The sequence below is a fragment of the Brevundimonas sp. Root1279 genome (assembly GCF_001425945.1).
Lineage (GTDB): Bacteria > Pseudomonadota > Alphaproteobacteria > Caulobacterales > Caulobacteraceae > Brevundimonas.
The window spans coordinates 231,729-256,809 of sequence record NZ_LMEB01000009.1; the positions used below are offsets into that span (position 1 = coordinate 231,729).

Here is a 25,081-nt window from a genome sequence, read left to right on the forward strand (position 1 = left end):
GACCCTCGAAAATGAGCGCCAAGAAAATCCTCTCGGAGATCAAGGAGAAGGACGTTCAGTACGTCGATCTCCGCTTCACCGACACCAAGGGGCGTATGCAGCACGTCACCTTCGACATCGATCTCGTCGACGAGGAGTTCCTTGAAGAGGGGACCATGTTCGACGGTTCGTCGATCGCCGGCTGGAAGGCCATCAACGAGTCCGACATGCTGCTGAAGCCGGACCTGGCCAACTACTGGATCGACCCGTTCTACCAGCAGACGACCATGTTCCTGTTCTGCGACGTGCTGAACCCGGACACCGGCGAGCCCTACAACCGCGACAGCCGCTCGATGGCCAAGAAGGCCCTGGCCTATGTCCAGTCCTCGGGCGTGGGCGACACCGTCTTCTTCGGTCCGGAAGCCGAGTTCTTCATCTTCGACGACGTGCGCTGGAGCACCGCTCCGCACGACACCGGCTACACCTATGACTCGATCGAGCTGCCGGCCAACACGGGCGCCGAGTACTCGGAAGGCAACATGGGTCACCGCCCGACGCACAAGGGCGGCTACTTCCCCGTCAACCCGACCGACAGCGCCCAGGACCTGCGCGGCGAGATGCTCGGCGTGATGCGCGACCTCGGCATGCAGCCCGAGAAGCACCACCACGAGGTGGCCCCGGCGCAGCACGAGCTGGGCCTCAAGTTCAGCGATCTGCTGACCATGGCCGACCGCCTGCAGCTCTATAAGTACGTGATCCACAACGTCGCCGCCGCCTACGGCAAGTCGGCCACCTTCATGGCCAAGCCGACCTTCGGCGACAACGGCTCGGGCATGCACGTGCACCAGTCGATCTGGCGCGACGGCAAGCCGCTGTTCGCCGGCGACAAGTACGCCGGCCTGTCGGACATGTGCCTGTGGTACATCGGCGGCATCATCAAGCACGCCAAGGCGATCAACGCCTTCGCCAACTCGACCACCAACTCCTACAAGCGCCTGGTCCCGGGCTACGAAGCCCCGGTCAAGCTGGCCTATTCGGCCCGCAACCGCTCGGCCTCGATCCGCATTCCGTGGGTCAACTCGCCGAAGGCCAAGCGCATCGAAGCCCGCTTCCCGGACCCGATGGGCAACCCCTACCTGACCTTCGTGGCCCTGCTCATGGCCGGCCTCGACGGCATCGAGAACCGCATCGATCCGGGCGCGGCCGCCGACAAGAACCTCTACGACCTGCCGCCGGAAGAGCGCGGCAACATCCCCGAGGTCTGCGGCTCTCTGCGCGAGGCCCTTGAGAACCTCGACAAGGATCGCGCCTTCCTCAAGAAGGGCGGCGTCATGGATGACGACTTCATCGACAGCTACATCGAGCTGAAGATGGAAGAGGTGATGCGCCTGCAACTGCATCCGCACCCCGTCGAATTCGACATGTACTACAGCTGCTGATCGCCAGCAGGGGCTGACGATCGAGGCGCCGGACGGGCAACCGTCCGGCGCCTTTTTCTTTGCTCAGCGAGCCATGCGGACGATGACGCCCTCGGCCGGATCGGAGGCGCCGTCGGCCAGCGCGCGGACGACCCCGCTCGCCGCGTCCAGGCCCGGATGCTCGACGATGGTGATCCACGGCGAGGCGGGGTCGACGACCCGTTCGAAGAAGCGCTTCTGGTCCGACAGGAAGCGCTCGTAGAAGGCGTGCAGCGTGCCCCGCGCGCGGTGGTCGTCCAGGCAGGTGGCGGCGAAGAAGAAGACGGGCTTCGGCCCTGTCAGCGACGGGTCGTCGATCTGGAAGGAATCGCTGCGCGTCGAGCCGACCAGGCAATCGTAGAAAAGATTGTCCCCGAAATGCGCATGCACCCGCCGGCGCAGGTCCGGATCGCCGGCCAGGTCGAGGTAGAGGGTCGGCACGTCGGCCGGCAGCGCCTCGATCTCGTCGTATCCGTGGACCGCGTCGTAGCACCCGAGCCCCTCGACGAAGACCCGGTTTCGGACGCCGGTCAGCGCCAGGACATGCTTGTCGTCCTGCTCCAGACACCAGGCGGCGCCGTAGGCGGTCTTGCTCGAAGCGCTCGACACGACGATCTGGCCCGCGCCGAAGAAGTCCCGGTCGCGCAGGAAGTCGACGGCCGTGTACGAGGTCACGAACAGCGGCCGGAACAGGGCCTCGCTGTTCTCCAGCGCCGGATCGTAGTGCCGGTCGGCCGCGCACAGAACGTAGCGGTTATAGATGTCCGGTACTGCCTTGCGCCACGGCGATGCGTCGGCGAAGCCGCCGCGGCTGACTTTGTCGGTCTGCACCACGAGAGCGCCGGCCATCGGGAAATAGCCGAACACGCGGGCTCCGGCCTCCACGCCCGGCGCCCGGGACTCCAGCACGTCGGCGAAGCCCCAGACCGGCATCAGGCCCCAGCCGTCCTCGCCGGTCGGGAAGACCCGCCAGTAGCCGATGGCGTCGCCATAGGCGGCGTAGGTGATGTTGTTTGTGGTCAGCGAGAACCTGTCCAGGCCCAGCAGAACCTCGCCCTCGGCCAGCGGCGGCAGGGGCAGGGCGTCCAGCCGGGTTTCGCCCGGATCGGACTTGCGGGACATCAGGCGGCGGCGGGCGTCGGACATGGCCTGTCTCCTGAACGGGGTCGTCCGGAGAGCCTAGCAGGGTGATGGCTTGACGTAGGAGAAGCTTGCGGGGTGCGCGCCGAAGTGCGCCGGACGGACAGCCGCCCAGCGCCTCCGAGGCGGAAACGTCAGCGGTTGGTCGTCTCGACCTCGACGCCGTTCTGGCCGGCGCGGACGGTCGTGGTGTCGCCCTTGTCCTTCTCGATGACCACGGGCGGAGCGGGCACTTCACGCTCGACCACCACGGGCGGGGTCGGCACGGGCACTTCGCGCTCGATGACCGTCGTCGTCGAGGTGGGCGCTGCGGCCTCGTCGGCGGCAGGCGCCTCGGTCTGTTGAGTGCAGGCCGCGGCCGACAGGCCCAGCAGGGCGACGGCGGCGAGGGCGGTGCTGCGTACGGGGAAGGACGTCATGTTGGAAGCTCCAGCGTTTCGATCTCGGCAGAACGGTCCCTCTCCGGCGGGGTTCCGGTCGCGGGAGAAGTCGGCCGTTCGTCGGATTGACACCTGCGTTCGACGAGCGCGTCCTACGCCCTCAAACGAGGGAGGTTTCAATGTCCGCCCGCTCCTGGCTGTTTGCGCTCGCCGCCCTGACCGCCGCCGTCGCCGGTACGCCCGCCTCGGCGCAGGACGAGGTCATCAACCGCGGCACGCCCCGCACGCCCAACGACTTCTCCTCGCCGGAGGCCGCGGCCTTCCAGGCCGGGCGAGACAACGGCAACTTCAACCGCGAATACCTTGACCATGCGGCCAAGACGCATGGCCCGCGCCGCTCGCCGGCGGCGGTCGAGGCGAGCGCCCGTGAACTGCTGACGGAGAGCGGCCTCGTCTGCCAGACCGCCGCGTCGGTCGAGCTGGGACAGACCCGCAATCGCCGCGAGATCTACGAGGTCGATTGCGCCTCGGGTCCTGGCTACATCCTCGTTGAGGGCCCGCCGCCTCAGACGTTCAGCTGTTTGCAGCTCTCGGCCGAAGCCGCGCGTCGGCGCGCCGAGGATCCGAACGCCGACGTCGGGTCCCAATGCGCCCTGCCGGGCAACAGCGAAGCAGCGCTCTACGCCGAGTTCGGCCGGGCCGCGGGCCTGGCCTGCACGGTCGATGCGGGGACCTGGATCGGTCGCCCGGAACAGGGCGGCGATCGCTTTGAAATCGGCTGCTCGGATGGCGACGGGGCCTGGATCGACGTGGCGGCCGACGGCTCCGTCCGGCTCAGCGCCGAGTGCCTTGAGGTGGTCAGCGTCGGCCAGACCTGCGCCCTGACCACCGGCCAGGAACAGGCGGCGGGGCTGCAGACGCGGCTGACCGGCACGCCCCTGGGCGAGTGCCGGCCGCAGGCGGCGCGCTATGTCGGCGGCAACGCCTCGGGTCGGTTCTACGAGGTCAAATGCGCCGACGGGCAGGGGGCCATGGCCCGCTTCGACGCCGCCGGCGTCTTCGCCCGCTCTTACGCCTGCGCGGAAGCAGGCCAGATCGGCGACGGCTGCAAGCTTTAGAGGGGGCGTCAGCCCAGCGCGGCTTCCGCCGCCTCGGCCTGGTTCCGCCGCAGCTCGATCAGGCGCACACACCAGATCGAGATCTCGTAGAGCAGCACCAGGGGCACGGCGAGCATCAGCTGGCTGATCGGATCCGGCGGGGTCACGATGGCGGCGAGGACCACGACGGCGACGATGGCGTACCGGCGCCCCTCCGCCATGACCTTGGAGGAAATGATGCCCGCCAGGCCCAGCAGGGTCATGACGACAGGCAGCTGGAAGCATAGGCCGAAGGCCAGGATCAGGGCCGTCGCCAGGCTCATGTACTCCGACACCTTGGGCAGCAGGCTGGCGGTCACGCCCTCGGCCTGGATGCCCTGGCTCAGGGAGAACAGCATCACGAACGGCAGCATGACGTAGTAGACCAGCGCCGCGCCGAGGATGAACAGCAGCGGGGCCGCGATCAGGAAGGGCAGGAAGGCGCCCTTTTCATTGCGGTACAGGCCCGGCGCCACGAAGCGGTAGAGCTGCCAGGCGAGGATCGGGAAGGACAGCACCACGGCGCCCAGCCCTGCCAGCTTCATCTTCACGAACAGGATTTCGAGCGGGGCCGTGTAGATCAGTTGCACCGCCTGATGGTCGCCCGTGGGGACGGGCTGGAGGCCGACCATCACCTGAATCAGCCGGATCGGTGAAACGTGCGCGCCCTCGACCGAATGCAGGGCGCTGGCCACCGCATAGGGCTTCACCAGGAAGACGTAGAGCGGGCCTGCGAAATAGAAGCAGACCAGGAAGGCGATGATGAAGGCGACGACGCAGACCACGAGCCGGCTGCGCAGCTCGATCAGGTGCGCCATCAACGGCGCGCGCGACGCCTCGATCTCGGCCTCGTCCTGGTCGGTGCGGCTCACAGTTCGACCGCCTTCTTGCGCGTGGTCTTGGGTTTGGCGGCCGCCGGCGTAGCCGGGGCGGTCTTGGCGCGGGTCTTCGTCGGCGACTCGCCGTCGGACTTGGCCTTGGCCTTGGCCTTCGCCTTGGGCGCAGCGCGGGGCTTGGACTTGGGCGTCGGCGCGGGCTCGGCCAGCGGCTCAAGCACCGGCGGGCTGTCGGGCCATTCGTCGACCGGCACGGGCTCGGCCGGCAGGGGAATGGAGGTCCCGGTCCTGTTCAGGTCCTCGGCGATGCTCTTGAAGGTCGCCTCGGCCTCGGCGCCCAGCGGCATCATGTTGGATTGGCCCTGGCGCAGCGCCTCGACCTCCTTGCGCAGCTCGTCCAGTTCGGACTGCCGCGCCATCTCGTCGAACGAGGCGCGGAATTCGTTGGCCATGGATCGCGCCTTGCCGACCATCTTGCCCAGCTTGTGCAGCATGGCAGGCAGCCGTTCGGGCCCCACGACCAGCAGGGCCACGACGGCGATCACGACATATTCCATGCCCCCGATGCCGGGGCCCAGGCCACCCATGCTTGGGTCTCCGACGCGCGGACGCGCTTAGTTCTTGAGGTCTTCTTTTTCGGCGTCGGTGCGGGGCAGGGCGCCCGCGCGTTCATCGCGGGGCTTGGTCTCGTCGGTGTCCTTGAGACCGTCCTTGAACGCCCTCACGCCCTTGGCGGCGTCGCCCATGATGGACGAGAGCTTTCCACGGCCGCCGAACAGCAGCAGCACGATGACGGCGACGATGGCCCAGTGCCAGATGCTGAATGAACCCACGGTGTCGTCTCCTCGTTCGGGCCGATGCGCGACCCGTTCACAGTTTCATGCCGCATATAGGCGGTTCGGTGGCGCGACGCCAAGCGAACCTGATACAGCGCGCGGATGAGTCACGTGATCATCCACACCGACGGCGCCTGCAAGGGCAATCCGGGCCCCGGCGGCTGGGGCGCCATCCTTCAGACCGGCGGCGGGCATGAGAAGGAATTGTGGGGCGGCGAGCCCCTTACGACCAACAACCGCATGGAGCTGATGGGGGCGATCATGGCCCTGGAAGCCCTGACCCGACCGTGCCGCGTCGACCTCCACACCGACAGCAAATACGTGATGCAGGGCATCACCGAGTGGATTCGCGGCTGGAAGGCTCGCGGGTGGAAGACCGCCGACAAGAAGCCCGTCAAGAACGACGACCTGTGGCGCCGCCTCGACGAGGCCCGCGCCCGTCACGACGTCAAATGGCACTGGGTCAAAGGCCACGCCGGCCACGCCCTCAACGAGCGGGCCGACCAGCTGGCGAATCGCGGGGTCGAGGAGATGCGCGCGGCCCGCTAGCGATGGGGGCTGTCTCCTCCCTGTCGCGAAGCGATGGGGAGGGGGACCGCGGAGCGGTGGAGGGGCGAACCCGTCTAGCACCCAGGAGGCCGTTCTGCCCCTCCGTCACGGCGCGTATCCGCGCCGCGCCACCTCCCCATTCGCCAGGCGAACGGGGAGGAGACCTGATTACACCCGCACCTTCAGCTTCGGGCCGTCAAAGCCCTCGACGATGACGCTCTCGCCGGCCAGCGGCGCCGCGCCGTCGATCTCGGCCTGCCATTCGGCGCCCGAGACGAAGACCCGGCCGCGGCCGTCGATGAAGGCCTGGGTGACCTGGGCCCGCTGACCGATCAGGCGGCTGTCGCGGGCGTTGATGTCGGGCGTGTCGCTCGGATTGACCCGCTGGATCAGCTTGCGGGACAGGACGGTCGACAACAGGGTCAGCAGTCCGAACAGCAGGACCTCGCCCCAAAAACCGAGCGGCAGGCCCAGGGCGGTGACGACCGCCACCACCCCGGCCGAGACCGCCGGCCACAGCAGCCATTCGGTCGAGAAAGCCGCCTCGACGGCGAGCAGCACGACGCCGACGGCCAGCCAGATCCAGTAGGGCTGGGCCAGGTGGAGTTCGACCAGGGCGTCCATGATCAGGTCCTCGGCACGGAGCCGCCGGTACGCGGCGGACGCGGCGGAGCCGGCGGCTGCGGGGCGGCGGGGGGCGCGGCCGGCCGCGGGGCCGACTGCTGCTGGGAACGCGCCAGGCCGACGAGCTCGCCGACGCCGGCGAGGGTGCCGACGAGGGCGCCCATCTCGGCCGGGACGATGACCGTCTTCTGCTGCGGGCTGCGCGCCAGTTCAGCGAAGGCCTCGACGTATTTCTGGGCCACGAAATAGTTGATGGCGTTGACGTCGCCGCGGGCGATGGCCTCGGACACCATGGCGGTCGCCTTGGCCTCGGCCTCGGCTTCGCGCTCGCGGGCCTCGGCGTCGCGGAAGGCGGCTTCGCGGCGGCCCTCGGCCTCCAGGATGGCGGCTTGCTTGGCGCCCTCGGCGCGCGTCACCGCGGCCTGCTTCTCGCCGTCCGCCTCGGTGACGACGGCGCGGCGTTCCCGCTCGGCCTTCATCTGGCGGGCCATGGCGTTCGTGATGTCGGCCGGCGGCGTCAGGTCCTTGATCTCGATCCGGTTGGCCTTCACGCCCCACGGTTCGGTCGCCGAGTCGATCACCTGCAGCAGGCGGGTGTTGATCGAGTCGCGCTGGCTCAGCACCTCGTCCAGCTCCATCGAGCCCACCACGGTCCGCAGGTTGGTCATGCAGAGCTGGCTGATGGCGTAGGGCAGGTCGTCGACGCGATAGGCGGCGCGCGCGGCGTCCATGACCTGGATGAAGACGATGCCGTCGACCTTCACCACGGCGTTGTCCTTGGTGATGACCTCCTGGGTCGGGACGTCGAGCACCTGCTCCATCATGTTCATGCGCCGGCCGATGCGCTCGACGAAGGGCGTCAGCAGGCTGATGCCCGGCGACAGGGTGCGGGTGTATTTGCCGAATCTTTCGACAGTGAATTCACGCCCTTGCGGCACGATCTTCACGATGCTGAACAGCATCACAAAGGCCAGTACGACGACGGCGAGGATGAAGATCGAAGAAAAGTCCATGGTGCCTCCCAATTCCTGCTCAGGTTATCAGGCCCACGGACGCGCGCCACAGAAACCGGACGTCAGGGAATGACAACCGCGTAATCCTGGTCGCCTAGCGCCGCTCGACGGCCAGGGCGATGATCCGTCGCGTCTCCGACCAGTCGATCAGGGCGGCGACCTGATCCAGCGGCACGAACCGCGCTTCTATCGCGTCATCGCCGGCCACGGGCTCTCCCGACAGCCAGTGCGCGCCGTAGTCGATCAGGACATAGTGGCGCCCCGCGCTGGGGAAGAGGCCATCGACGACGTCCAGCAGGCCGGTGATCTCCGCCTCCACTGCGGTCTCTTCGCGCAGTTCCCGCAGGGCCGCGTCGATCGCGCGCTCGCCCGGCTCGATCCGCCCGCCCGGCAGACTCCACTCGCCCTGGCGCGGCGGCTGACCCCGACGGATCAGCAGCACCTCGTCACCCCTCAGGCAGACGACGCCGACGGCGGGAACGGGGGCGGGGAGGGGCGCGGACATGGGCGGAGCCTAGGGCCTCCTGCCGCCGGGTCCAGCCTCAGGCCCCGTACTTCTGCTCCCCCGCCAGCCAGGTCTGGCTCACCGGAATGGCGCTGATCCGCGACGGATCGATCGTGGTCGGGTCCTGCTCCAGTACGGCCAGGTCGGCGTATTTGCCCGGCTCCAGGCTGCCGCACAGCACGTCCATCTTGCACTGCCAGGCCGCGTCGAGGGTCACGGCCCGCAGCGCCGCGTCGACCGGGATGCGCTCTTCGGGGAAGAAGACGCCGCCGCCCTCGTTCATGCGCCGGGTCACGGCGTCCTCGACGTAGCGCAGCGGTCCTATCGGGGTGACATTCCAGTCCGAATGCAGCGAGATCCTCAGCCCGCCCGCCAGGGCCGAGGCGCAGGGATCATAGAACCGGGCCCGCTCGGGTCCCAGGATCCGCTCCTTGAACGCCTTGCCCCACCAGCGGACGTGCCCGATCAGGAAGCTGGGCGACAAGCCCATGGCCTTCATCCGTGCGATCTGGTCCGGATGCAGGATGCTGCAGTGCTCGATCCGGTGTCGGTGATCGGTGCGCGGCCGGTCCCTGAGCACGGCGTCATAGGCGGCCAAGGTGGTGTCGATGGCCGCGTCGCCGTTGGCGTGCACCCCGACCTGCCAGCCGCCCTCGTGGGCCCGCCGGATCACCTCGGTGAGCTCCGGCAGGGCGTAGTTCAGCGCCCCCCGCGACTCCCGGCCCAGGTAGGGTTCGCGCTGGTAGCCGGTGAAAGCCTGGTTCGAACCGTCGGCCCAGGCCTTGATCCCTTCAACCCGGAAGCGGTCGTCGCCGCGCCCGGGCCGCAAGCGCTCCCGCTCCCACTCGTCCATGGCGGTCGAGACCAGCATGCCGCGGTAGCGCACCGGCGGGTCGGCGCCCATCACCGCGTCCAGCATGCGCAGGTCCTCCATCCCCGCCTGCACGCCGATGCCGCAGTCGTGCAAGGCGGTGCAGCCGCGCGAGGCGGCCACGTCCATCAAACGCCGAACCCGCATCCGCATCTCCAGCGCCGAAGGCAGGGGCATTGTGCGCGCGAAGGGCGACATGGCGCCGGCCTCCTCCAACCGCCCCGTCAGCCCGCCCTGGGCGTCGCGGACGTATCGCGACTGCGGCGGGTTCGGCGTGTCCCGCCCGACGCCGGCCTTCTGCAGCGCCAGGCTGTTGGCGTAGGCGACGTGGCCATTGCCCTCGGACATGAACAACGGATGGTCCGCGGCGATGGCGTCCAGCTCCGCCAGGGTGGGGACGCGGCCGTTCCGGGTGATGGAGGGATCGAAGCCCTGGGCCCGCACCCAGTCCCCCGGCCGCGCCATGGCCGTCGCCTCGCGCAGCCGGGCGAAGACGGCGTCCATGCTCGGCGCCGCCAGCGGGCTGACGTCCAGCCAGTCGTCGAACAGCACGAAGCTGGAGTGCATGTGCGGGTCGATCAGGCCGGGCATCAGGGTGCGGCCCTCCAGGTCGATGATCCGCGTCTCTGGCCCGATGCGGGCGTTGACCTCGTCCAGGCCGCCGACGGCGATGATCTTGCCCCCGGCCACCGCCAGGGCTTCGGCCCGGGGCGTCGCCTCGCTCATGGTCAGAACCTGGCCGCCGCGAAAGATCACCTCGGCCGTGTCCCGGCCGCCTCGGCTGGCTCCGCAGCCCGGCAGGGCCGCCACGGCGGTCCCCATCGCCGCGTAGCGCAGGAAGCTGCGGCGGGAGGCGGCCGCAGACAGGAAGGCGCCCAGGGCTGGACGGCACGCGACGCACACAGGCCTCACTCCATTTGGCCGTGATCGTCCACCTATCGCGGGTTCCCGCCCATCCGGCGCAACCCTGAGTCGATACGACGGGAATCACCGCCCCGACCGTCCGCCGAAGCTCTGGCGTACCGGCCGCGACTTTGAGACAACGGGACATGACCTCCCCGTCTGCTCAAGATTTCGAAGCCCTCAAGGCCGCGCTCGGTTCCGGCGGCTGGACCGACGACCCCGACGAGATCGCGCCCTGGCTCAAGGAATGGCGCAATCGCTGGTCCGGGCACACGCCGCTCATGCTCACCCCATGCTCGACCGACGAGGTGGCCCGCGCCGTCGCCGTCTGCGCCGAGCGCCGCATCGCCGTCGTGCCCCAGGGCGGCGACACCGGCCTGGTCGGCGGCCAGATTCCCTATGGCGAGGTCCTGCTCTCGACCCGCAAGCTGCGCGCCGTGCGCGACGTCACGCCCTTCGACGACGCCTTGACGGTCGAGGCCGGCGTCACCCTGCTCGAGGCCCAGCAGCAGGCCGCCGCCGTCGACCGCATGTTCCCGCTCAGCCTGGCCGCCGAGGGCTCCGCCACCATCGGCGGGGTCATCTCCACCAACGCCGGCGGCACCGCCGTGCTGCGCTACGGCGTCATGCGCGACCTGGTGCTCGGCATCGAGGCGGTGATGCCCGACGGCGAGATCTTCCACGGCCTCAAGCGGCTGCGGAAGGACAACACCGGCTATGACCTCAAGCAACTGTTGATCGGCGCCGAAGGCACCCTCGGCGTGGTCACCGCCGCCACCCTGAAGCTCTTCCCCGTCATGCGCAGCCGCGCCACCGCCGTGGTCGGGCTGGAGACGCCCCACGCCGCCATCGAGCTGCTGGCCCGCGCCAAGGCCGAGACCGGGGGCGGGGTCGAGGCCTTCGAGCTGATGAAGCGGATCGGCGTCGAGTTCGCGCTCAAGCACATCCCCGACACGCGCGAACTCCTGGACTCGACCCCGCCCTGGTACGTCCTGATCGAGTTGGTCTCCGGCGAGCCGGGCGCCGCCGATGCGGCCATGGAGCGGCTGCTGACCGACGCCTTCGAGGCCGGCCTGATCATCGACGCCGCCATCGCCCAGAACGACGCCCAGCGCGCCGCCTTCTGGAAGGTCCGCGAGGAGCAGTCCGCCGCCCAGAAGCCCGAGGGCGGCGGCTGGAAGCACGACGTCTCCGTGCCGGTCTCGCGCATCGCCGACTTCCTCGACGAGGCCACCGCCGCGGTCGAGCGCTTCCATCCCGGCGCCCGCGTCGGCGCCTTCGGCCACGTCGGCGACGGCAACCTGCACTACGACGTCCTGTGTCCGCCGGGCGGCGACCTGCCGGCCTTCCTCGCCCGCTGGGCCGAGGGCTCGCAGGTCGTTCACGACATTGTCGCCAAATACGACGGCTCCATCTCCGCCGAACACGGCCTGGGCCGCCTCAAGACCGAGGAAGCCCGGCGCTACAAGTCGCCGCTTGAGATCCGCACCATGCAGGCGGTCCGTGCGGCCATCGACCCGCACCGCATCATGAATCCCGCGGTGCTGTTCTAGAGTTCTGTGGATACAGAACAAAACTGGAACATCTGCTCTTGAGCCGAATCCCCACGCCGGACTAGCTTCGGCGTCCGGGAGGAATCATGGCCGAAACTCAGACACATTCGACGCGCGGACGGATGATCGTGCGTTGCCTCTCGCCGGGCTGCGTCCACGTCGCCCTGCTGGAGCCGCAGAGCCTGTTCGGTCCCGCCCGCGACTGGCCCGCGGCCGGCCGCTCGCAGCGCTTCCGCTGCGTCTGCGGCGGGCGCGAGAGCCGGGTCAGCTACGCCGCCGGCGCCGCTCCGGCCGAACCGCCGGCAACGCCGGACGCCATTCACCTCTGGGGTTGAGCGGGCAGGGCGCCCCGCGTCGCTGACTTGCCCCTGCGGCACGCCCGGCCTATCGCTGCGCCCCTGATTCACGGCTTTCACGGAGCGCCCGCCATGACCCTCGCCCTGCTGTTCCCCGGTCAAGGCAGCCAGTCGGTCGGCATGGGCGCGGCGCTCGCCGACGCCTTCGCCAGCGCCCGCGAGGTCTTCTCCGAAGTCGATGAAGCGCTGGGCCAGAAGCTGTCCGTGCTGATGCGCGAGGGTCCCGAGGACCAGCTGACCCTGACCGAGAACGCCCAGCCGGCGTTGATGGCCGTGTCCGTGGCTGCCGCCCGCGCCCTGAAGGCCGAGTTCGGCGTCGATCTGTCGAAGGCGGGTTATGTCGCCGGCCACTCGCTCGGCGAATACTCGGCCCTGTGCGCCGCCGGCGCGATCTCGCTGAGCGACACCGCCCGCCTGCTCAAGCTGCGCGGCCAGGCCATGCAGCGCGCCGTGCCGGTGGGCAAGGGGGCCATGGCCTCGCTGATCGGACCCAAGACCGACCTGGCCCTGGCCGAGGAAGCCGCCAAGGCCGGCTCCGAGGTCGGCGTCTGCGTCGTCGCCAACGACAACAACGCCGGCAACATCGTCATCTCCGGCGACAAGGCCGCCGTCGACCGCGCCATCGAGAAGGCCAAGGAACTGGGCGCCCGCGCCATTCCGCTGAACGTCTCGGCGCCCTTCCACTGCCCGCTGATGCAGCCCGCCGCCGACGAAATGGCCGCCGCCCTGGCGACCGCCACCATCGTCGCTCCGATCGTGCCGGTGGTCGCCAACGTCACCGCCTCGCCGGAGACCGACCCGGAAGTCATCCGCCGCCTGCTGGTCGAGCAGGTCACCGGCCGCGTCCGCTGGCGCGAGTCGATGGAGTGGATGGCGGGGGCAGGGGGCGTCACCCGCTTCGCCGAAATCGGCTCGGGCAAGGTCCTGACCGGCATGGCCAAGCGCATCGCGCCCGACGCCGAAAGCTCGGCCCTGAACTCGCCGGAAGAGCTGGAAGCGTTCGCGAAGTCGCTCTGAGTGGTTAGTGGTGAGTGATTAGTGGCTGGACCGCGCTTGGAGCATAGGTCCGGCCCTCATTCGCAACCACCCGCAACCACTAATCACTAATCACTAATCACTAATCACTCCCGACACCGGAGCTCTCTCATGTTCAACCTCACCGGCAAGACCGCCCTCGTGACCGGCGCCACCGGCGGCATCGGCGGGGCCGTGGCCCGCGCCCTTCACGCCCAAGGCGCGACCGTCGTCCTCTCGGGCACGCGCGAGGCCGTGCTGCAGGACCTGGCCAAGGAGCTGGGCGAGCGCGCCTTCGCCGCCGCCGCAAACCTCTCGGACGCCGAGTCCGTCGATGGCCTGATCGGCCGCGCCGAGGAAGCCGCCGGCGCCCCGCTGGACATCCTGGTCGCCAACGCCGGCATCACCAAGGACGGCCTGCTTATGCGGATGAAGGACGAGGACTTCGAACAGGTCATCAAGGTCAACCTCGAGAGCTATTTCCGCCTCTCGCGCGCCGCCATGAAGGGCATGATGAAGCGCCGCTCGGGCCGCATCATCGGCGTCACCTCGGTGGTCGGCGTCACCGGCAACCCCGGCCAGACCAACTACGCCGCCTCCAAGGCCGGCATGATCGGCTTCTCGAAGTCGCTGGCCCAGGAAGTCGGCTCGCGGGGCATCACGGTGAACTGCATCGCGCCGGGCTTCATCGCCTCGCCGATGACGGATGTGCTGAACGACCAGCAGCGCGAGACCATCCTGCGCAACATCCCGGCCGGCCGCCTCGGCACCGGCGATGAGATCGCCGCCGCCGCCGTCTTCCTCTCGTCCGACGAAGCCGCCTACGTCACGGGCCAGACCCTGCACGTCAACGGCGGCATGGCGATGATCTGACGGCCCGGAAGGCTTGATCACAGCCTGCTTCAGGCGCATTTCGGGCCTTCCCCAACGGAATGGCTGTGCTAAAGGCGCTCGCAACCGGATGCATCGAGTCTTCGTTAGAAGGCTTGCGCAGCCGACGCCGTCGTCATACGGCAAGGATTGAGACAACAGCCGCAGACTCGCGGCCCTAGAAGGCAGAGACACAAATGTCCGACACCCTGGAACGCGTCCGCAAGATCGTCATCGACCACCTGGACGCCGATCCGGAGAAGGTCGTTGAGAAGGCCAGCTTCATCGACGACCTCGGCGCCGACTCGCTCGACAACGTCGAACTGGTCATGGCCTTCGAAGAAGAATTCGACATCGAGATCCCGGATGACGCCGCCGAGCACATCCAGACGGTCGGCGATGCCGTGAAGTTCATCGACGAGAAGCTGGCCGGCTGATCGCCGCCATTCTCGATACGGCTTTGATGGCCGCCGTGGCGCTCCCCTAGCGGGGTCGCCCGGCGGCCATTACTGTTTAAGCCTCAGGATTCTGCAGTTCAGGAGCGCAAGCGCATGCGCCGCGTCGTCGTCACCGGTCTTGGCCTTCTCACCCCGCTCGGTTGGGGCGTCGAACATACCTGGAAGGGTATCGTGGAAGGCCGTTCCGGCATCGGCCCGATCACCAGCTTCGACACCGAGGGCTGGGGCTGCACCATCGCCGGTGAAATCCCGTCGGTCGACGGACGGGGCGGCGGCGTCGCCGGCGAGCCGGGCGTGTTCGACCACGAGAAGGTCATGTCGGCCAAGGACCGCAAGCGCGTCGACGACTTCATCGTCTACGCCATCGCCGCCGCCGACGAGGCCCTGGCCGACGCGAACTGGAAGCCCGAGACCGACGAACAGCGCGAGCGCACCGGCGTCATGGTCGGCTCCGGCATCGGCGGCCTGGGCCCCATCGCCGAAACCGCCATCGTCCTTAAGGAACAGGGCCCGCGCCGGGTCAGCCCCTTCTTCATCCCGATGTCGCTGATCAACCTGACCTCGGGCCAGATCTCGATCCGCCACGGCCTCAAGGGCCCGAACCACTCGGTGGTCACCGCCTGCGCCACCGGCGCCCACGCCATCGGCGATGCGGCCCGGATGATCGCCTTGGACGACGCCGACGTCATGGTCTGCGGCGGCGCGGAAAGCTCCATCGTGCCGATCGGCATCGCAGGCTTCCTGGCCTGCAAGGCCCTGTGCACGGCCTTCAACGACACGCCCGAGAAGGCCAGCCGTCCCTACGACAAGGACCACGCCGGCTTCATCATGGGCGAGGGCGCCGGGATCATGGTCCTGGAGGAGTACGAGCACGCCAAGGCCCGCGGGGCCAAGATCTACGCCGAGGTCGTCGGCTACGGCATGAGCGGCGACGCCTACCACATCACCGCCCCGTCCGAGGACGGCGAGGGCGGCCTGCGGGCCATGAAGGCGGCGCTGAAGCGCGCCGGCCTGCAGCCGTCGGACCTCGACTACGTCAACGCCCACGGCACCTCGACCATGGCCGACTGGATCGAGCTGCACGCGATCGAGACCCTGGTCGGCGACCACGCCAAGGACCTGGCCGTCTCCTCGACCAAGTCGATGACCGGCCACCTGCTCGGGGCCGCCGGCGCCATCGAGTCGATCTTCTCCGTCCTGGCCATCCGCGACCAGATCGCCCCGCCGACGATCAACCTCGACAATCCCGAGGAAGAGACGCTCATTGATCTCGTGCCGCACAAGGGCAAGCCGATGAAGATCGACGTCGCCATGTCCAACAGCTTCGGCTTCGGCGGCACCAACGCCAGCGTCATCTTCAAAAAGGTGGACTAGATGTTCAGCCGTTTCCGGGGAGCGGGGGCTCCGAGATCCGGCCGTGCAACGGCGCTTCTGGCGGCTTCGGCCACCTTCAGCGTCTTTCTCATCGCCGCCATCGTCGCGGCCTGGAGCGTCTTCTACGCGCCCGGGCCGACGGCGCGCGAAGGCGACGTCACCATCGTCACCCTGCCCAGCGGCGCAGGGGTCAGCGCTATCGCCGCCAACCTCAAGGCGGCGGGCGTGATCCGCTCGACCGACATGTTCAAGGCCGCGGTGGCCGTCACCGGCGCGGACCGCCGCCTGCGCGCCGGCGAATATGAAGTGCCGTCGAAGGCCTCGCTCCGCTCGGTCATCAGCCTGCTGGTCGACGGCAAGGTGGTCCGCCACTACGTCACCCTGCCGGAGGGCTGGTCCTCGGCCCAGGCCGTGGACATCCTGATGGCCCAGCCCATCCTCACCGGCGAGATTCCCGAGGTCCCCGAGGAAGGCTCGCTCTGGCCCGACACCTATGAGATCAGCCGCGGCGAAACCCGCGCCTCGGTCATCGCCCGCATGACCACCGCCCAGGAGACCAACCTGGCCCAGCTGTGGGAGCGGCGCTCGCCGCGCTCGGTCGTGCGCAGTCCTGAAGAGGCCCTGATCCTCGCCTCGATCGTCGAGAAGGAGACCGGCATCGCCGCCGAGCGGCCGCGCGTGGCCGCCGTGTTCAGCAACCGCCTGCGCACCGGCATGCGGCTGGAGAGCGATCCGACCATCGTCTACGGCATCACCCAGGGACGCCCGCTGGGCCGCGGCATCCGCCGCTCCGAGCTGGATCGACAGACCGCCTGGAACACCTACCAGATCGACGGCCTGCCCCCGACGCCGATCGCCAACCCGGGCCGCGAAGCGCTGGCGGCGGTGCTCAGTCCGCCGACCACCGACGAGCTGTTCTTCGTCGCCGACGGCACCGGCGGCCACGTCTTCGCCCGCACCTATGACGAGCACCTGCTCAACGTCGCCCGCTGGCGCGAGATCGAGCGCCGCAAGGCCGGCCTGCCGCCCGGCGCGCCCGTGCCCGCGCCGCCCGGCGCCGTCGCCCCCGGCGCCGCCCCCGCGAGCGACCTCCCGCCGGGCGTCAACGTTCCGCCCGGCGCCCAGGTCATCCGCGTTCCCCAGCAGCCGGCGGCGAGCCAATGAGCAATCAGATCTCGGGCATGACCGGCTTCGGCCGCGCCGACGGCGCCGAAGGCGGCTGGACCTGGTCGGTCGAGGCCCGCTCGGTCAACGGCCGCAATCTGGAGGTCCGCTTCCGCGGCCCGCCGGGCTTCGACACCCTCGAACGCCACGCCAAGGCCGCCGGCCAGGCCCGCCTCAGCCGCGGCCAGGTCACCGTCGGCGTCCAGGCCAAGCGCGCCGACCCTGGCGCCGCGGCGCTGAAGGTCAATGAAGACATCCTCGCCCGCTACCTGACCCTGGCCAACCAGCTGGCGGAGGAGGGGGCCACCCCGCCCTCGGCCGACGGCCTGCTCTCCCTGCGCGGCGTGCTCGAGGCACCCGAGGAAGAGGACGACGCCGAGGCCCGCGCCGCCGTCGAGGCCGCCATGGCCGCCTCCATCGACGCCGCCTTCGACGCCCTCAAGATCTCCCGCGAACGCGAGGGCGCCCAGCTGCTGCCGGTGATCGCCGACTTCATCGACCGCATCGAGGCCCTGGTCGCCCAGGCCGAGACCGAGGCCGTGGCCCAGACCGACGCCATCCGCGAGCGCTTCACCCGCCGCATGACAGAGCTGGCTCCGGATGCGCCCGGCCTCGCCGACCGCATCTTCCTCGAAGCCGCCGCCCTGGCGACCAAGGCCGACGTCCGCGAGGAGCTCGACCGCCTGACCGCCCACGTCGCCTCCGCCCGCGCCCTGCTCAAACAGCCGCCGGCCGGCCGCAAGCTGGACTTCCTGATGCAGGAGTTCATGCGCGAGGCGAACACCCTGTGCTCCAAGTCGGCCACCACCGCCCTGACCGGCATCGGCCTCGAGCTCAAGGCGGTGATCGAGCAACTGCGCGAGCAGGTCCAGAACGTGGAGTAGGGCCGGGGGCGGCGGGGCCGTTCCGGCTTCCGGGTTTCGCCTGATTGTGACCTGTCCGCTTGTGAGGCCTCCTGAACCGGACCCCGGGCTTCGAACGGCCCGACCCCGACCCCGCAGGAGACAAGGTGATGCGTTACGTGTTGGCGTGTGCGTCCAGCCTGTTGATCCTCATCACCGCCGCTCCAGTGTCTGCACAGACCGTGATTCCGGTTCAATTCGACCGGGGCGCATCATCATCGACGTTGGATGGCGAGATCCGTGGTCAAACCTATTCGGATTATCGCCTTGTCGTAGGCGCCGGCCAGCGCCTGTCCGTCAGCCTGCGCCCGACCGCCGGGTCGCCCTACTTCAATGTCATGGAGCCGGGATCAACCGGCGAGGCGATCTACAACAGTTCGATGGGCGACCAGCAATACACCGGCACGACGGCGCATAACGGCGCCTATACAATCCGCGTGTATCAGATGCGTGCGAGCGGCCGCCGCGACGAAGCCGCGCGCTTCAAGCTTGCGCTTTCCGTCACCGATCCAGGGGTCGCCGGCCAACTTCCGGCGTCCGGCGGAGACGCGGCCTCACAGCTTCCGGGCGACGCCCTGGTTCCAGGCACGCCCTACCATGCCACCGCCTCCATTCCTTGTCGGTCAGCGGCCGGGGCGCCGATGGGCTCGTGCCAGGCGGGCGTGATCCGCCGGCGTGGATCAGCGACGGTTCACCTCGACACGCCCGATGGGGGTGAGCGGACGATCCTGTTTCGCGACGGCGTGGCGGTATCCAGTGACGGCGATAGCCGCATTGGCGTCGAAAGACGCGAAGACGTCAGCATCGTGCGCATCGGCGACGTCGAAATCTATGAAATTCCAGACGCGCTGATCTTCGGCGGGTGAAGCCGCCAACGGCTTAAACATCGATCTACGAATGGAGCGAATACGATGATCAAGATCGCCAATGCTGTAGGTATTGCCACGCTGGTCGTTGCGATCTGGCCGGCCGTCGCGCTGGGCCAGAGCGTGCCGGGCCTCGCGGATCTCGTTGGCGCCCGAGGCTCGTCCGCCGAAAGCGAGCTCGCGAGCAAGGGCTATGCGCTCGCGAAGAACGTGGGCGCCGCATCGATGTGGTGGAATGCCGGCACGAGGACGTGCGCCTCCGTCCTGGTTGAGAACGGCCGGGTTCAGTCGATCGAGCCCGCGTCGGCTCGGGACTGCGGCCAGGCCGAGATTCGAGCCAATCCCGGCTATCAGAACCACGGCGTTTCGTCGGAGCGCACCACGGTCGCGCAGATGCCGCGCTACTGCGCCGGCGCCGCAGCGGCCAAGTTCCATCAATCGCCTCAGAACATCAGCACCCAAACGCCGATCCCCGATCACGGCATGTATTCAGTGTTTGGACAGTATCCGCCGGACGGCGCCGGTACGGTCTTCATCTGTACCTTCACGCACGAGGGTACGCTCGTCAGCGTCGACAGCGAGTGAGTCCGGCTCCCGGTCGGCCGCCACCGCCCTGACCGGCATCGGTCTGGAGCTCAAGGCGGTGATCGAACAGCTGCGCGAGCAGGTCCAGAACGTGGAGTAGGGCCGGGGGCGGTCCTGATTCGCTCCACAGCGGCCGGGAAGCCACACAGTTACCTACTCCTTAAGGGGTACCCAATCTGCGGGTTGTCGGCCCCCGAGACGCGCTCTATCCGGAGCCGTTGGGGGGCGGCGTGGCGTGAAAGCTTTGCCAGTCCAAAGACTTCACACCGCCGCGCGCGGTTATCCGAAAGTACAGTTCCATGCCGTTCACCACGCCCTTCGTCGTGTCGCCCTTCAACGCGGGCGACAACGAGGTCCGGCCGGCGGTCACCCGCCTGCCCAACGGCCAGCTGGTCGTGATCTACGAGCACTATGACGCGCTGGGGAACAACAGCTTCGGCATCCGCGTCATCAACCCGGACGGCACGCCCGTCACCAACGAGATCTTTGAGGTCATCGGCGGCTACGGGGCCATGCCGCGCGTCACGGCCATCGATGCGACCCACTTCGCCGTCGTCGTCGCCGACTACGCCACGCCGACCGGCGCGGTCGAGATGATCGCCCAGGTCTACACCATCACCGGCGCTTCCATCAGCCACGGCGGCGACCTGCCGATCAGCAATCCGGCCAGCCTGGACGACGACAACGGCAACGATCACCAGATCCTGCGCCTGCCGGACGGCAACTTCCTGGTCGTCTGGGCCCAGTACACGGGCAACTACAGCGGCGCCCAGCTGGTCGCGCGCACCTTCGACGCCAACTTCAACCCGCTGACGCCAGAGACCCGCATCAGCGAGTTCGCCAACACCGGCGTCTCAAATCCCCTGCTGACCCTGAACGGCTTCGACGCCGTCGTGTCCTGGACCCAGAACAACCCGCTGGACGGCGGCAACGTGCACGCCCGCGTGGCCAGCTTCACCGTCGGCGCCGCCACCGGCGCCCTGCCGGTCTCGCCGCCGAACGAACTCGACCTCGGGGCCCACACCACCATCCGCAGCCTGACGTATCTCGCCAACGGCGACGTGCTGGTGGTCTACGTCGGCGGCCCCGTCAGCGGCGGCGCCCTGGATGACGGCGACAAGCTCACCGCCCGCGTCTACAGCGCCGACCTCTCGACGGTGAAGGCCACCGTGCAGGTCAACGACGTGGTCGACGACAACGGCGTCAGCACGGTCTCGGCCGTGGCCTTCCCGTGGGGCGGCTTCCAGATCATCTGGTCGCAGGACCCGACCGGCGGGACCGGCCCGTCCAGCGACTTCGAGCTGTTCTCGCGCGCCTACAACAACACCTACGCCCCCGACGCCGGCCCGGTGCAGCTGACCAGCAACGCCTCGTCCGACTACGATCCGGTCGCCGTCCTCGACGGCGTCAACGTCACCGTGACCTGGGCGACCGGCAACGCCTCGGGCGGCGGCACGATCGTCGGCCTCCACCTCACGCACCAGGACCCCGACGCGCCGAACATCGCGCCGAGCGGCGCTGACGCCACGGTGACCCTGGCCGAGGACGGCGAGCACGTCTTCACCGGCGCCGACTTCGGTTTCGCCGACGTCGACCGCGACGACCTCGGCGGCGTGGTGATCACGACGATGCCGATCAACGGGTGGATCGTCATCGTCGATGGCGACGGCGCGGTCGTCTCGACCCTGGTCTCCGGCGACGCGGTCACGGCCGCCCAGATCGACGCCGGCCTGGTGCGCTACCGTCCCGCCACCGACGCCAACGGCGCAGGCTATGACACCTTCACCTTCCAGGTGTCCGACGACGGCGGCACGGCCAATGCCGGGGTCGACCTCGACCAGAGCCCCAACACTATCACCCTCGACGTCACCGCCGTGAACGACGCCCCGTTCGTCGATCTGAACGGCAATGGCTCCGAGACCGGCACGACGGCGACCTACGTCGAGAACGGCGCCGCCGTGCTCCTCGCGCCCAACGCGGCGCTGCGCGACATCGACAGCGCGAACCTCACCGGGGCGACCGTCAGCATCAGCGCGGGCATGGTCGCCCTGCACGACTATCTGTCGATCGACGGCAGCGCCTCAGGCGTCGTCAACGGCGTGACCTACAGCTACAACCCGTTCACCGGCGTGCTCACCTTCTCGGGCTCGGCCTCGCTGGCGACCTACCAGGCGCTGCTGCAGCAGGTCGTGTTCGACTCGACCAGCGACGCGCCGGGCGCGGGCCGCACCGTGAGCTGGACCGTCACCGACGGGACGGCCACCTCGGCGGCGGACACCACCATCGTCTCGATCACCGGGACGAACGACGCCCCCACCGGTTCCGTGACCATCTCCGGCGTGGTCGCCGAGGACCAGACCCTGACCGTCGACGCCTCGGACCTGGCCGACGCCGACGGCCTGGGAACCCTGCACTACCAGTGGCAGCGCGACACCGGCGCGGGCTACGTCAACGTCGGCTCCGACCAGGCGACCTACATCCTCGGCGACGCCGACGTCGGCGCGGTGATCCGCGTGGTGGTCTATTACACCGACGCCGGCGGAACCGTTGAATCCGCCACCAGCGCCGGCACGGCCGCGGTCGCCAACGTCGATGACGCCGCTGTGGCGTCCGACGACGCCGACTCGACCCTCGAAAGCGTCGTCCTGACCGGTTCGGTCGTCGCCAACGACAGCGACGCTGACGGCCCGCCGTTCGTGGTCGCCGCCGTCAACGGCTCGGCCGCCGCGGTCGGGACGCAGATCACCCTGGCCTCGGGCGCCCTGCTGACCCTGAACGCGGACGGGACCTACAGCTACGACCCGAACGGCGCCTTCGACGCCCTCTCGGGCACGGCCTCGGGCGGCGCCAATCTGACCGCCACGGACAGCTTCACCTACACCCTGGACAGCGGCTCGACCGCCACCGTCACCCTGACCATCGTCGGCGAGGACAGCGAGGGCGACGAGGTCGCCGGCGACTCCGGCGACAACACCCTGGACGCCGGCGACGGCGACGACGTCATCACCGGCGGCGCGGGCAACGACACCCTGATCGGCGGCGACGGCGTGGACACGGCCGACTATCAGAACGCCGCCGCGCGCATTGTGGCCAAGCTGAACGCCGGTTCGGTCTCCGACGACGGCGACGGCGGCGCGGACACCTTGACCGGCATCGAGAACCTGACCGGTTCGGCCTTCAACGACATCCTGATCGGCGCCACGGGCGGCAACGTCCTCAGCGGCGGCGGCGGCGCCGACACCCTGATCGGCCTGGACGGCAACGACGTCCTGCGCGGCGGCGTGGGCGCGGCCAATCAACTGCAGGGCGGCACGGGCGACGACGACTACTACGTCGACGCCAACGACACCGTCATCGAGCTGGTCAACCAGGGCCACGACCGCATCTTCACGACCCGCGACCGCCTGACCCTGGTCGCCAATGTCGAGGAGCTTCACTACACCGGTGGCGGTAACTTCATCGGCACGGGCAACGGCCTGGACAACGCCATCTCCGGCGGCGCGGGTGCGGACGTGCTGTACGGCGCGGCGGGGAACGACAGCCTCGACGGCGGCGCAGGAAGCAACGACACGGCCACCTACGCCAGTGCGAGCTCGCATATCGGCGTGCAGGCGAGCCTCCTTCACGGCCTGGCGTCCTCCGACGGCGATGGCGGTCGAGATGTGCTCGTCGGCATCGAGAATCTGACCGGTTCTGCAGTCAGAGACGTTCTGGGCGGTGATCACGGCGCCAACGTCCTTTCGGGCGGCGCCGGCGACGACCATCTGGAGGGGCTCGGCGGCAACGACACCCTCCTGGGAGGCGTAGGCGTGGACACGGTCGATTACGGCGCCGCCATGACCGGCGTCACGGTGCGGTTGGATCTCAACTTCGCTCAGGACGGGCTCGGCGGGACGGACACCCTCGTCGCGGTCGAGAATGTCTATGGGTCAAGCCAGGACGACCTGATCGTCGGCAACGCCCTGGACAACCAGCTGACTGGCGATGGGGGCCGCGACGTCCTCTTGGGCATGGGAGGGGACGACACCCTCTGGGGCGGGATTGGCGCAGCCAACACCCTGTACGGCGGCCTGGGCGACGACATCTATATCGTCACCGCGAATGACACGATCGTGGAACTGGCCGGGCAGGGGACCGACACGGTCCAGACGGACCGCAGCAATTTCACCCTCAGCGCCAACCTTGAGGAACTGCTGTACGGCGGCCACGGCGATTTCGCTGGGACCGGGAACGCGTCGAACAACTACATCGTCGGCGGTGACGGGCGCGACACCCTGACCGGCGGAGCGGGCGACGACCTGCTTGACGGCGATGACGGTCGCGACATGGCCGTCTTCAGAGGTATCCGGTCGGACTACGTGATCACCGACATCGGATCGGGCCGATACGAGATCGTCGACACGATCGGCGGCCGTGATGGGACGGACTACACCTTCAGGATCGAGACAGTCCGCTTCGCCGACGGCACGTTCGTGCTCGCCGACCTGGTCATCGCGGCTCCGGCCTTGTCGGCCAAGGACGTCGGCGCCGTCGTCTCGCCCCTGACAGACGATGCCTTCATCCTGCCGAAGGGCCTCGAACTGCCGCTGGTCGTGCCGGCGGTCGGCGGCTTCGACTCCCCGAGCCTGGTCGACGCCCCGGTTGCGGCGAGCGGCGCGGACATTCTGACCGTTGACGATGGCGCCTCGCGCTTCAGCGTCTTCGACGACCATCGCGGCGCCCACCACCACGACGACTGGATGCTCTGATTCCTGAGGTCCGGCGGCCCGTCTCGGGCCCGCCGGACCTCAGGGCCCGAGATACGGCCCGTGCTCATCGGTCATCCAAACGGCTCCGGCGTACGTATTTCGTCGCATTCAAGGAGCCGCCGATGCCGCAGAAACTGCTGACCGCCGCCATGGTGACGAGCCTCGCTGGCCTGGCCGCCGCCTGTGCGACCGCGCCGGCGTCCTCGCCCTCGGGCTACCTCTCGTCCTACGCGGGCCTGGCTCGCCGCGACGATACGGTCCGCGCCTCGGTTCACGAGCGGAGGGATGACGTGCTCGCCTCCGGCGTTCAGCGACTTTGGATCGCTCCGGCAGAGGTGTTCGGGGTGGTCCATCCGGTCCTGAGCGAGGGAGAGCGGCAGGCAGTGCTCGCCGAGGTCGATCGCCAGGTCTGCTACGAGCTGAGCGAACGGTTCGACATCGCCGACCAGCCCGGCCCAGACGCCGCTTCCGTCCGGATCGGGGTTACGCATATCGCCCCGACCAATCCGGCGGGGTCGGCGGCGGCGGCGGTGGCGAACTTCTTCATTCCGGGACCGGTCACTGTACGCGCGCCGGGCGGCACGGGCGGGCTGGGCGCGGAGGCTGAGTTGCTGACCGCAGACGGCCGGCAGGCTGCAGCGATCGTCTGGCGACGCGACGCCATGGTCATCGGTACGGACAGCCCGTCGCTGTCGCGGGTCGGCGACGCCCACCAACTCGCCGAGCCGCTCGGTGACATGGTGGGAGATGCATTCTCGACGAAGGACAGGAAAGTGCGCCCGATCCCGACGCCGGATCCGTGCGCGCGCTTCGGGCCGCGCGTGCGGGCCGAGGGGTTCCTCGTGCGCGTCGCGACGGGTCTGTACCAGCCTGAACTGAGCGGCGGACCCGCTGCTTCCGCACAGGATGACGCAGTTCAGGACTGATGCGACGAACCGGCCGACTCGGCGGAATGGCCCCGT

The 25,081-nt window shown here is 69.0% G+C and carries 24 protein-coding genes and 1 pseudogene; 16 read left to right on the forward strand and 9 right to left on the reverse strand.

What is annotated here, in order from left to right:
• The first annotated feature begins 11 nt into the window (after positions 1-11).
• Positions 12-1,418, forward strand: coding sequence for a type I glutamate--ammonia ligase (gene glnA / locus ASC65_RS14710; RefSeq protein ID WP_056454934.1), 1,407 nt, complete (start codon positions 12-14; stop codon positions 1,416-1,418).
• Between the two features lie 63 nt (positions 1,419-1,481).
• On the opposite strand, the gene ASC65_RS14715 is transcribed toward glnA, so the two are convergent.
• Positions 1,482-2,582, reverse strand: coding sequence for a DUF2855 family protein (locus ASC65_RS14715; RefSeq protein WP_056454937.1), 1,101 nt, complete (start codon positions 2,580-2,582; stop codon positions 1,482-1,484).
• A 128-nt stretch (positions 2,583-2,710) separates the two neighbouring features.
• On the reverse strand, positions 2,711-2,995 hold the full coding sequence (locus ASC65_RS14720) for a hypothetical protein (protein ID WP_056454940.1): 285 nt from the start codon (positions 2,993-2,995) through the stop codon (positions 2,711-2,713).
• 140 nt (positions 2,996-3,135) lie between these two features.
• Here ASC65_RS14720 and ASC65_RS14725 point away from each other — a divergent pair, with 140 nt between their 5' ends.
• The gene (locus ASC65_RS14725) at positions 3,136-4,074 is read left to right on the forward strand and encodes a hypothetical protein (protein WP_056454943.1); all 939 of its coding nucleotides are present in this window, start codon (positions 3,136-3,138) and stop codon (positions 4,072-4,074) included.
• Between the two features lie 8 nt (positions 4,075-4,082).
• Here the strand turns inward: ASC65_RS14725 and tatC are convergent, their stop codons facing one another.
• From tatC to ASC65_RS14740, 3 genes are read right to left on the reverse strand one after another with little or no spacing between them, the layout of a single operon-like run.
• Positions 4,083-4,964, reverse strand: a complete 882-nt coding sequence (gene tatC / locus ASC65_RS14730) for a twin-arginine translocase subunit TatC (protein WP_056454945.1) — start codon at positions 4,962-4,964, stop codon at positions 4,083-4,085.
• The gene (gene tatB, locus ASC65_RS14735) at positions 4,961-5,515 is read right to left on the reverse strand and encodes a Sec-independent protein translocase protein TatB (protein WP_056454949.1); all 555 of its coding nucleotides are present in this window, start codon (positions 5,513-5,515) and stop codon (positions 4,961-4,963) included. The genes tatC and tatB overlap by 4 nt, the downstream gene beginning before the upstream one ends.
• 27 nt (positions 5,516-5,542) lie before the next feature.
• A complete protein-coding gene (locus ASC65_RS14740; RefSeq protein WP_056454952.1) occupies positions 5,543-5,761 on the reverse strand; it encodes a twin-arginine translocase TatA/TatE family subunit in 219 nt (72 codons plus the stop codon).
• Between the two features lie 105 nt (positions 5,762-5,866).
• Here ASC65_RS14740 and rnhA point away from each other — a divergent pair, with 105 nt between their 5' ends.
• On the forward strand, positions 5,867-6,313 hold the full coding sequence (gene rnhA, locus ASC65_RS14745) for a ribonuclease HI (protein WP_056454954.1): 447 nt from the start codon (positions 5,867-5,869) through the stop codon (positions 6,311-6,313).
• Positions 6,314-6,481: 168 nt separating this feature from the next.
• Here the strand turns inward: rnhA and ASC65_RS14750 are convergent, their stop codons facing one another.
• From ASC65_RS14750 to ASC65_RS14765, 4 genes are all read right to left on the reverse strand, one after another.
• On the reverse strand, positions 6,482-6,937 hold the full coding sequence (locus ASC65_RS14750) for an NfeD family protein (RefSeq protein ID WP_056454955.1): 456 nt from the start codon (positions 6,935-6,937) through the stop codon (positions 6,482-6,484).
• A gap of 2 nt (positions 6,938-6,939) precedes the next feature.
• A complete protein-coding gene (locus tag ASC65_RS14755; RefSeq protein WP_056454957.1) occupies positions 6,940-7,950 on the reverse strand; it encodes an SPFH domain-containing protein in 1,011 nt (336 codons plus the stop codon).
• Between the two features lie 94 nt (positions 7,951-8,044).
• Positions 8,045-8,455 carry an NUDIX hydrolase gene (locus ASC65_RS14760; protein WP_056454962.1) on the reverse strand — a complete coding sequence of 137 codons (411 nt, stop codon included), beginning with the start codon at positions 8,453-8,455 and terminating at the stop codon, positions 8,045-8,047.
• Between the two features lie 37 nt (positions 8,456-8,492).
• A complete protein-coding gene (locus ASC65_RS14765) occupies positions 8,493-10,229 on the reverse strand; it encodes an amidohydrolase family protein (RefSeq protein WP_056454966.1) in 1,737 nt (578 codons plus the stop codon).
• A gap of 146 nt (positions 10,230-10,375) precedes the next feature.
• Here ASC65_RS14765 and ASC65_RS14770 point away from each other — a divergent pair, with 146 nt between their 5' ends.
• The 13 genes and pseudogenes from ASC65_RS14770 (at position 10,376) to ASC65_RS14825 (ending at position 25,045) form a co-directional block, all read left to right on the forward strand.
• Complete coding sequence (locus tag ASC65_RS14770) at positions 10,376-11,782, forward strand: FAD-binding oxidoreductase (RefSeq protein WP_056454969.1); 1,407 nt, start codon at positions 10,376-10,378, stop codon at positions 11,780-11,782.
• 86 nt (positions 11,783-11,868) lie between these two features.
• Positions 11,869-12,117: a hypothetical protein gene (locus ASC65_RS14775; RefSeq protein ID WP_156459692.1), complete on the forward strand. Its 249-nt coding sequence runs from the start codon at positions 11,869-11,871 to the stop codon at positions 12,115-12,117.
• Positions 12,118-12,210: 93 nt separating this feature from the next.
• Positions 12,211-13,155, forward strand: coding sequence for an ACP S-malonyltransferase (fabD, locus tag ASC65_RS14780; protein WP_056454975.1), 945 nt, complete (start codon positions 12,211-12,213; stop codon positions 13,153-13,155).
• A 129-nt stretch (positions 13,156-13,284) separates the two neighbouring features.
• Positions 13,285-14,025 carry a 3-oxoacyl-[acyl-carrier-protein] reductase gene (gene fabG, locus ASC65_RS14785; RefSeq protein WP_056454976.1) on the forward strand — a complete coding sequence of 247 codons (741 nt, stop codon included), beginning with the start codon at positions 13,285-13,287 and terminating at the stop codon, positions 14,023-14,025.
• Between the two features lie 194 nt (positions 14,026-14,219).
• Positions 14,220-14,459: an acyl carrier protein gene (locus tag ASC65_RS14790; protein WP_055830235.1), complete on the forward strand. Its 240-nt coding sequence runs from the start codon at positions 14,220-14,222 to the stop codon at positions 14,457-14,459.
• Between the two features lie 114 nt (positions 14,460-14,573).
• Positions 14,574-15,854, forward strand: coding sequence for a beta-ketoacyl-ACP synthase II (gene fabF / locus ASC65_RS14795; RefSeq protein ID WP_056454981.1), 1,281 nt, complete (start codon positions 14,574-14,576; stop codon positions 15,852-15,854).
• A complete protein-coding gene (gene mltG / locus ASC65_RS14800) occupies positions 15,855-17,018 on the forward strand; it encodes an endolytic transglycosylase MltG (RefSeq protein ID WP_056454984.1) in 1,164 nt (387 codons plus the stop codon). It abuts the gene before it with no gap.
• A complete protein-coding gene (locus tag ASC65_RS14805) occupies positions 17,015-17,902 on the forward strand; it encodes a YicC/YloC family endoribonuclease (protein WP_056454987.1) in 888 nt (295 codons plus the stop codon). Before mltG ends, ASC65_RS14805 begins: the two co-directional genes overlap by 4 nt.
• 128 nt (positions 17,903-18,030) lie before the next feature.
• The gene (locus tag ASC65_RS14810) at positions 18,031-18,786 is read left to right on the forward strand and encodes a hypothetical protein (RefSeq protein ID WP_056454990.1); all 756 of its coding nucleotides are present in this window, start codon (positions 18,031-18,033) and stop codon (positions 18,784-18,786) included.
• A 45-nt stretch (positions 18,787-18,831) separates the two neighbouring features.
• Complete coding sequence (locus ASC65_RS14815; protein ID WP_056454993.1) at positions 18,832-19,371, forward strand: hypothetical protein; 540 nt, start codon at positions 18,832-18,834, stop codon at positions 19,369-19,371.
• Positions 19,372-19,378: 7 nt separating this feature from the next.
• A pseudogene (locus ASC65_RS17250) lies at positions 19,379-19,471 on the forward strand (YicC/YloC family endoribonuclease); the annotation flags it as partial.
• A 199-nt stretch (positions 19,472-19,670) separates the two neighbouring features.
• The gene (locus tag ASC65_RS14820; protein WP_056454994.1) at positions 19,671-24,119 is read left to right on the forward strand and encodes a beta strand repeat-containing protein; all 4,449 of its coding nucleotides are present in this window, start codon (positions 19,671-19,673) and stop codon (positions 24,117-24,119) included.
• 122 nt (positions 24,120-24,241) lie between these two features.
• Complete coding sequence (locus ASC65_RS14825) at positions 24,242-25,045, forward strand: DUF3313 family protein (protein ID WP_056454995.1); 804 nt, start codon at positions 24,242-24,244, stop codon at positions 25,043-25,045.
• The last annotated feature ends 36 nt before the right edge of the window (positions 25,046-25,081 follow it).

Bases quoted from the DNA above. Each gene is read 5' to 3' on its own strand.
- ASC65_RS14755 (WP_056454957.1), bottom strand. From the start codon at position 7,950: ATGGACTTTTCTTCGATCTTCATCCTCGCCGTCGTCGTACTGGCCTTT.
- rnhA (WP_056454954.1), top strand. From the start codon at position 5,867: ATGAGTCACGTGATCATCCACACCGACGGCGCCTGCAAGGGCAATCCG.
- ASC65_RS14715 (WP_056454937.1), bottom strand. From the start codon at position 2,582: ATGTCCGACGCCCGCCGCCGCCTGATGTCCCGCAAGTCCGATCCGGGC.
- fabF (WP_056454981.1), top strand. From the start codon at position 14,574: ATGCGCCGCGTCGTCGTCACCGGTCTTGGCCTTCTCACCCCGCTCGGT.
- ASC65_RS14805 (WP_056454987.1), top strand. From the start codon at position 17,015: ATGAGCAATCAGATCTCGGGCATGACCGGCTTCGGCCGCGCCGACGGC.
- ASC65_RS14770 (WP_056454969.1), top strand. From the start codon at position 10,376: ATGACCTCCCCGTCTGCTCAAGATTTCGAAGCCCTCAAGGCCGCGCTC.
- ASC65_RS14775 (WP_156459692.1), top strand. From the start codon at position 11,869: ATGGCCGAAACTCAGACACATTCGACGCGCGGACGGATGATCGTGCGT.
- glnA (WP_056454934.1), top strand. From the start codon at position 12: ATGAGCGCCAAGAAAATCCTCTCGGAGATCAAGGAGAAGGACGTTCAG.
- ASC65_RS14720 (WP_056454940.1), bottom strand. From the start codon at position 2,995: ATGACGTCCTTCCCCGTACGCAGCACCGCCCTCGCCGCCGTCGCCCTG.
- ASC65_RS14825 (WP_056454995.1), top strand. From the start codon at position 24,242: ATGCCGCAGAAACTGCTGACCGCCGCCATGGTGACGAGCCTCGCTGGC.
- ASC65_RS14725 (WP_056454943.1), top strand. From the start codon at position 3,136: ATGTCCGCCCGCTCCTGGCTGTTTGCGCTCGCCGCCCTGACCGCCGCC.
- ASC65_RS14790 (WP_055830235.1), top strand. From the start codon at position 14,220: ATGTCCGACACCCTGGAACGCGTCCGCAAGATCGTCATCGACCACCTG.
- ASC65_RS14760 (WP_056454962.1), bottom strand. From the start codon at position 8,455: ATGTCCGCGCCCCTCCCCGCCCCCGTTCCCGCCGTCGGCGTCGTCTGC.
- fabD (WP_056454975.1), top strand. From the start codon at position 12,211: ATGACCCTCGCCCTGCTGTTCCCCGGTCAAGGCAGCCAGTCGGTCGGC.
- fabG (WP_056454976.1), top strand. From the start codon at position 13,285: ATGTTCAACCTCACCGGCAAGACCGCCCTCGTGACCGGCGCCACCGGC.
- ASC65_RS14750 (WP_056454955.1), bottom strand. From the start codon at position 6,937: ATGGACGCCCTGGTCGAACTCCACCTGGCCCAGCCCTACTGGATCTGG.
- ASC65_RS14820 (WP_056454994.1), top strand. From the start codon at position 19,671: ATGCCGTTCACCACGCCCTTCGTCGTGTCGCCCTTCAACGCGGGCGAC.
- ASC65_RS14810 (WP_056454990.1), top strand. From the start codon at position 18,031: ATGCGTTACGTGTTGGCGTGTGCGTCCAGCCTGTTGATCCTCATCACC.
- ASC65_RS14815 (WP_056454993.1), top strand. From the start codon at position 18,832: ATGATCAAGATCGCCAATGCTGTAGGTATTGCCACGCTGGTCGTTGCG.
- mltG (WP_056454984.1), top strand. From the start codon at position 15,855: ATGTTCAGCCGTTTCCGGGGAGCGGGGGCTCCGAGATCCGGCCGTGCA.
- tatB (WP_056454949.1), bottom strand. From the start codon at position 5,515: ATGGGTGGCCTGGGCCCCGGCATCGGGGGCATGGAATATGTCGTGATC.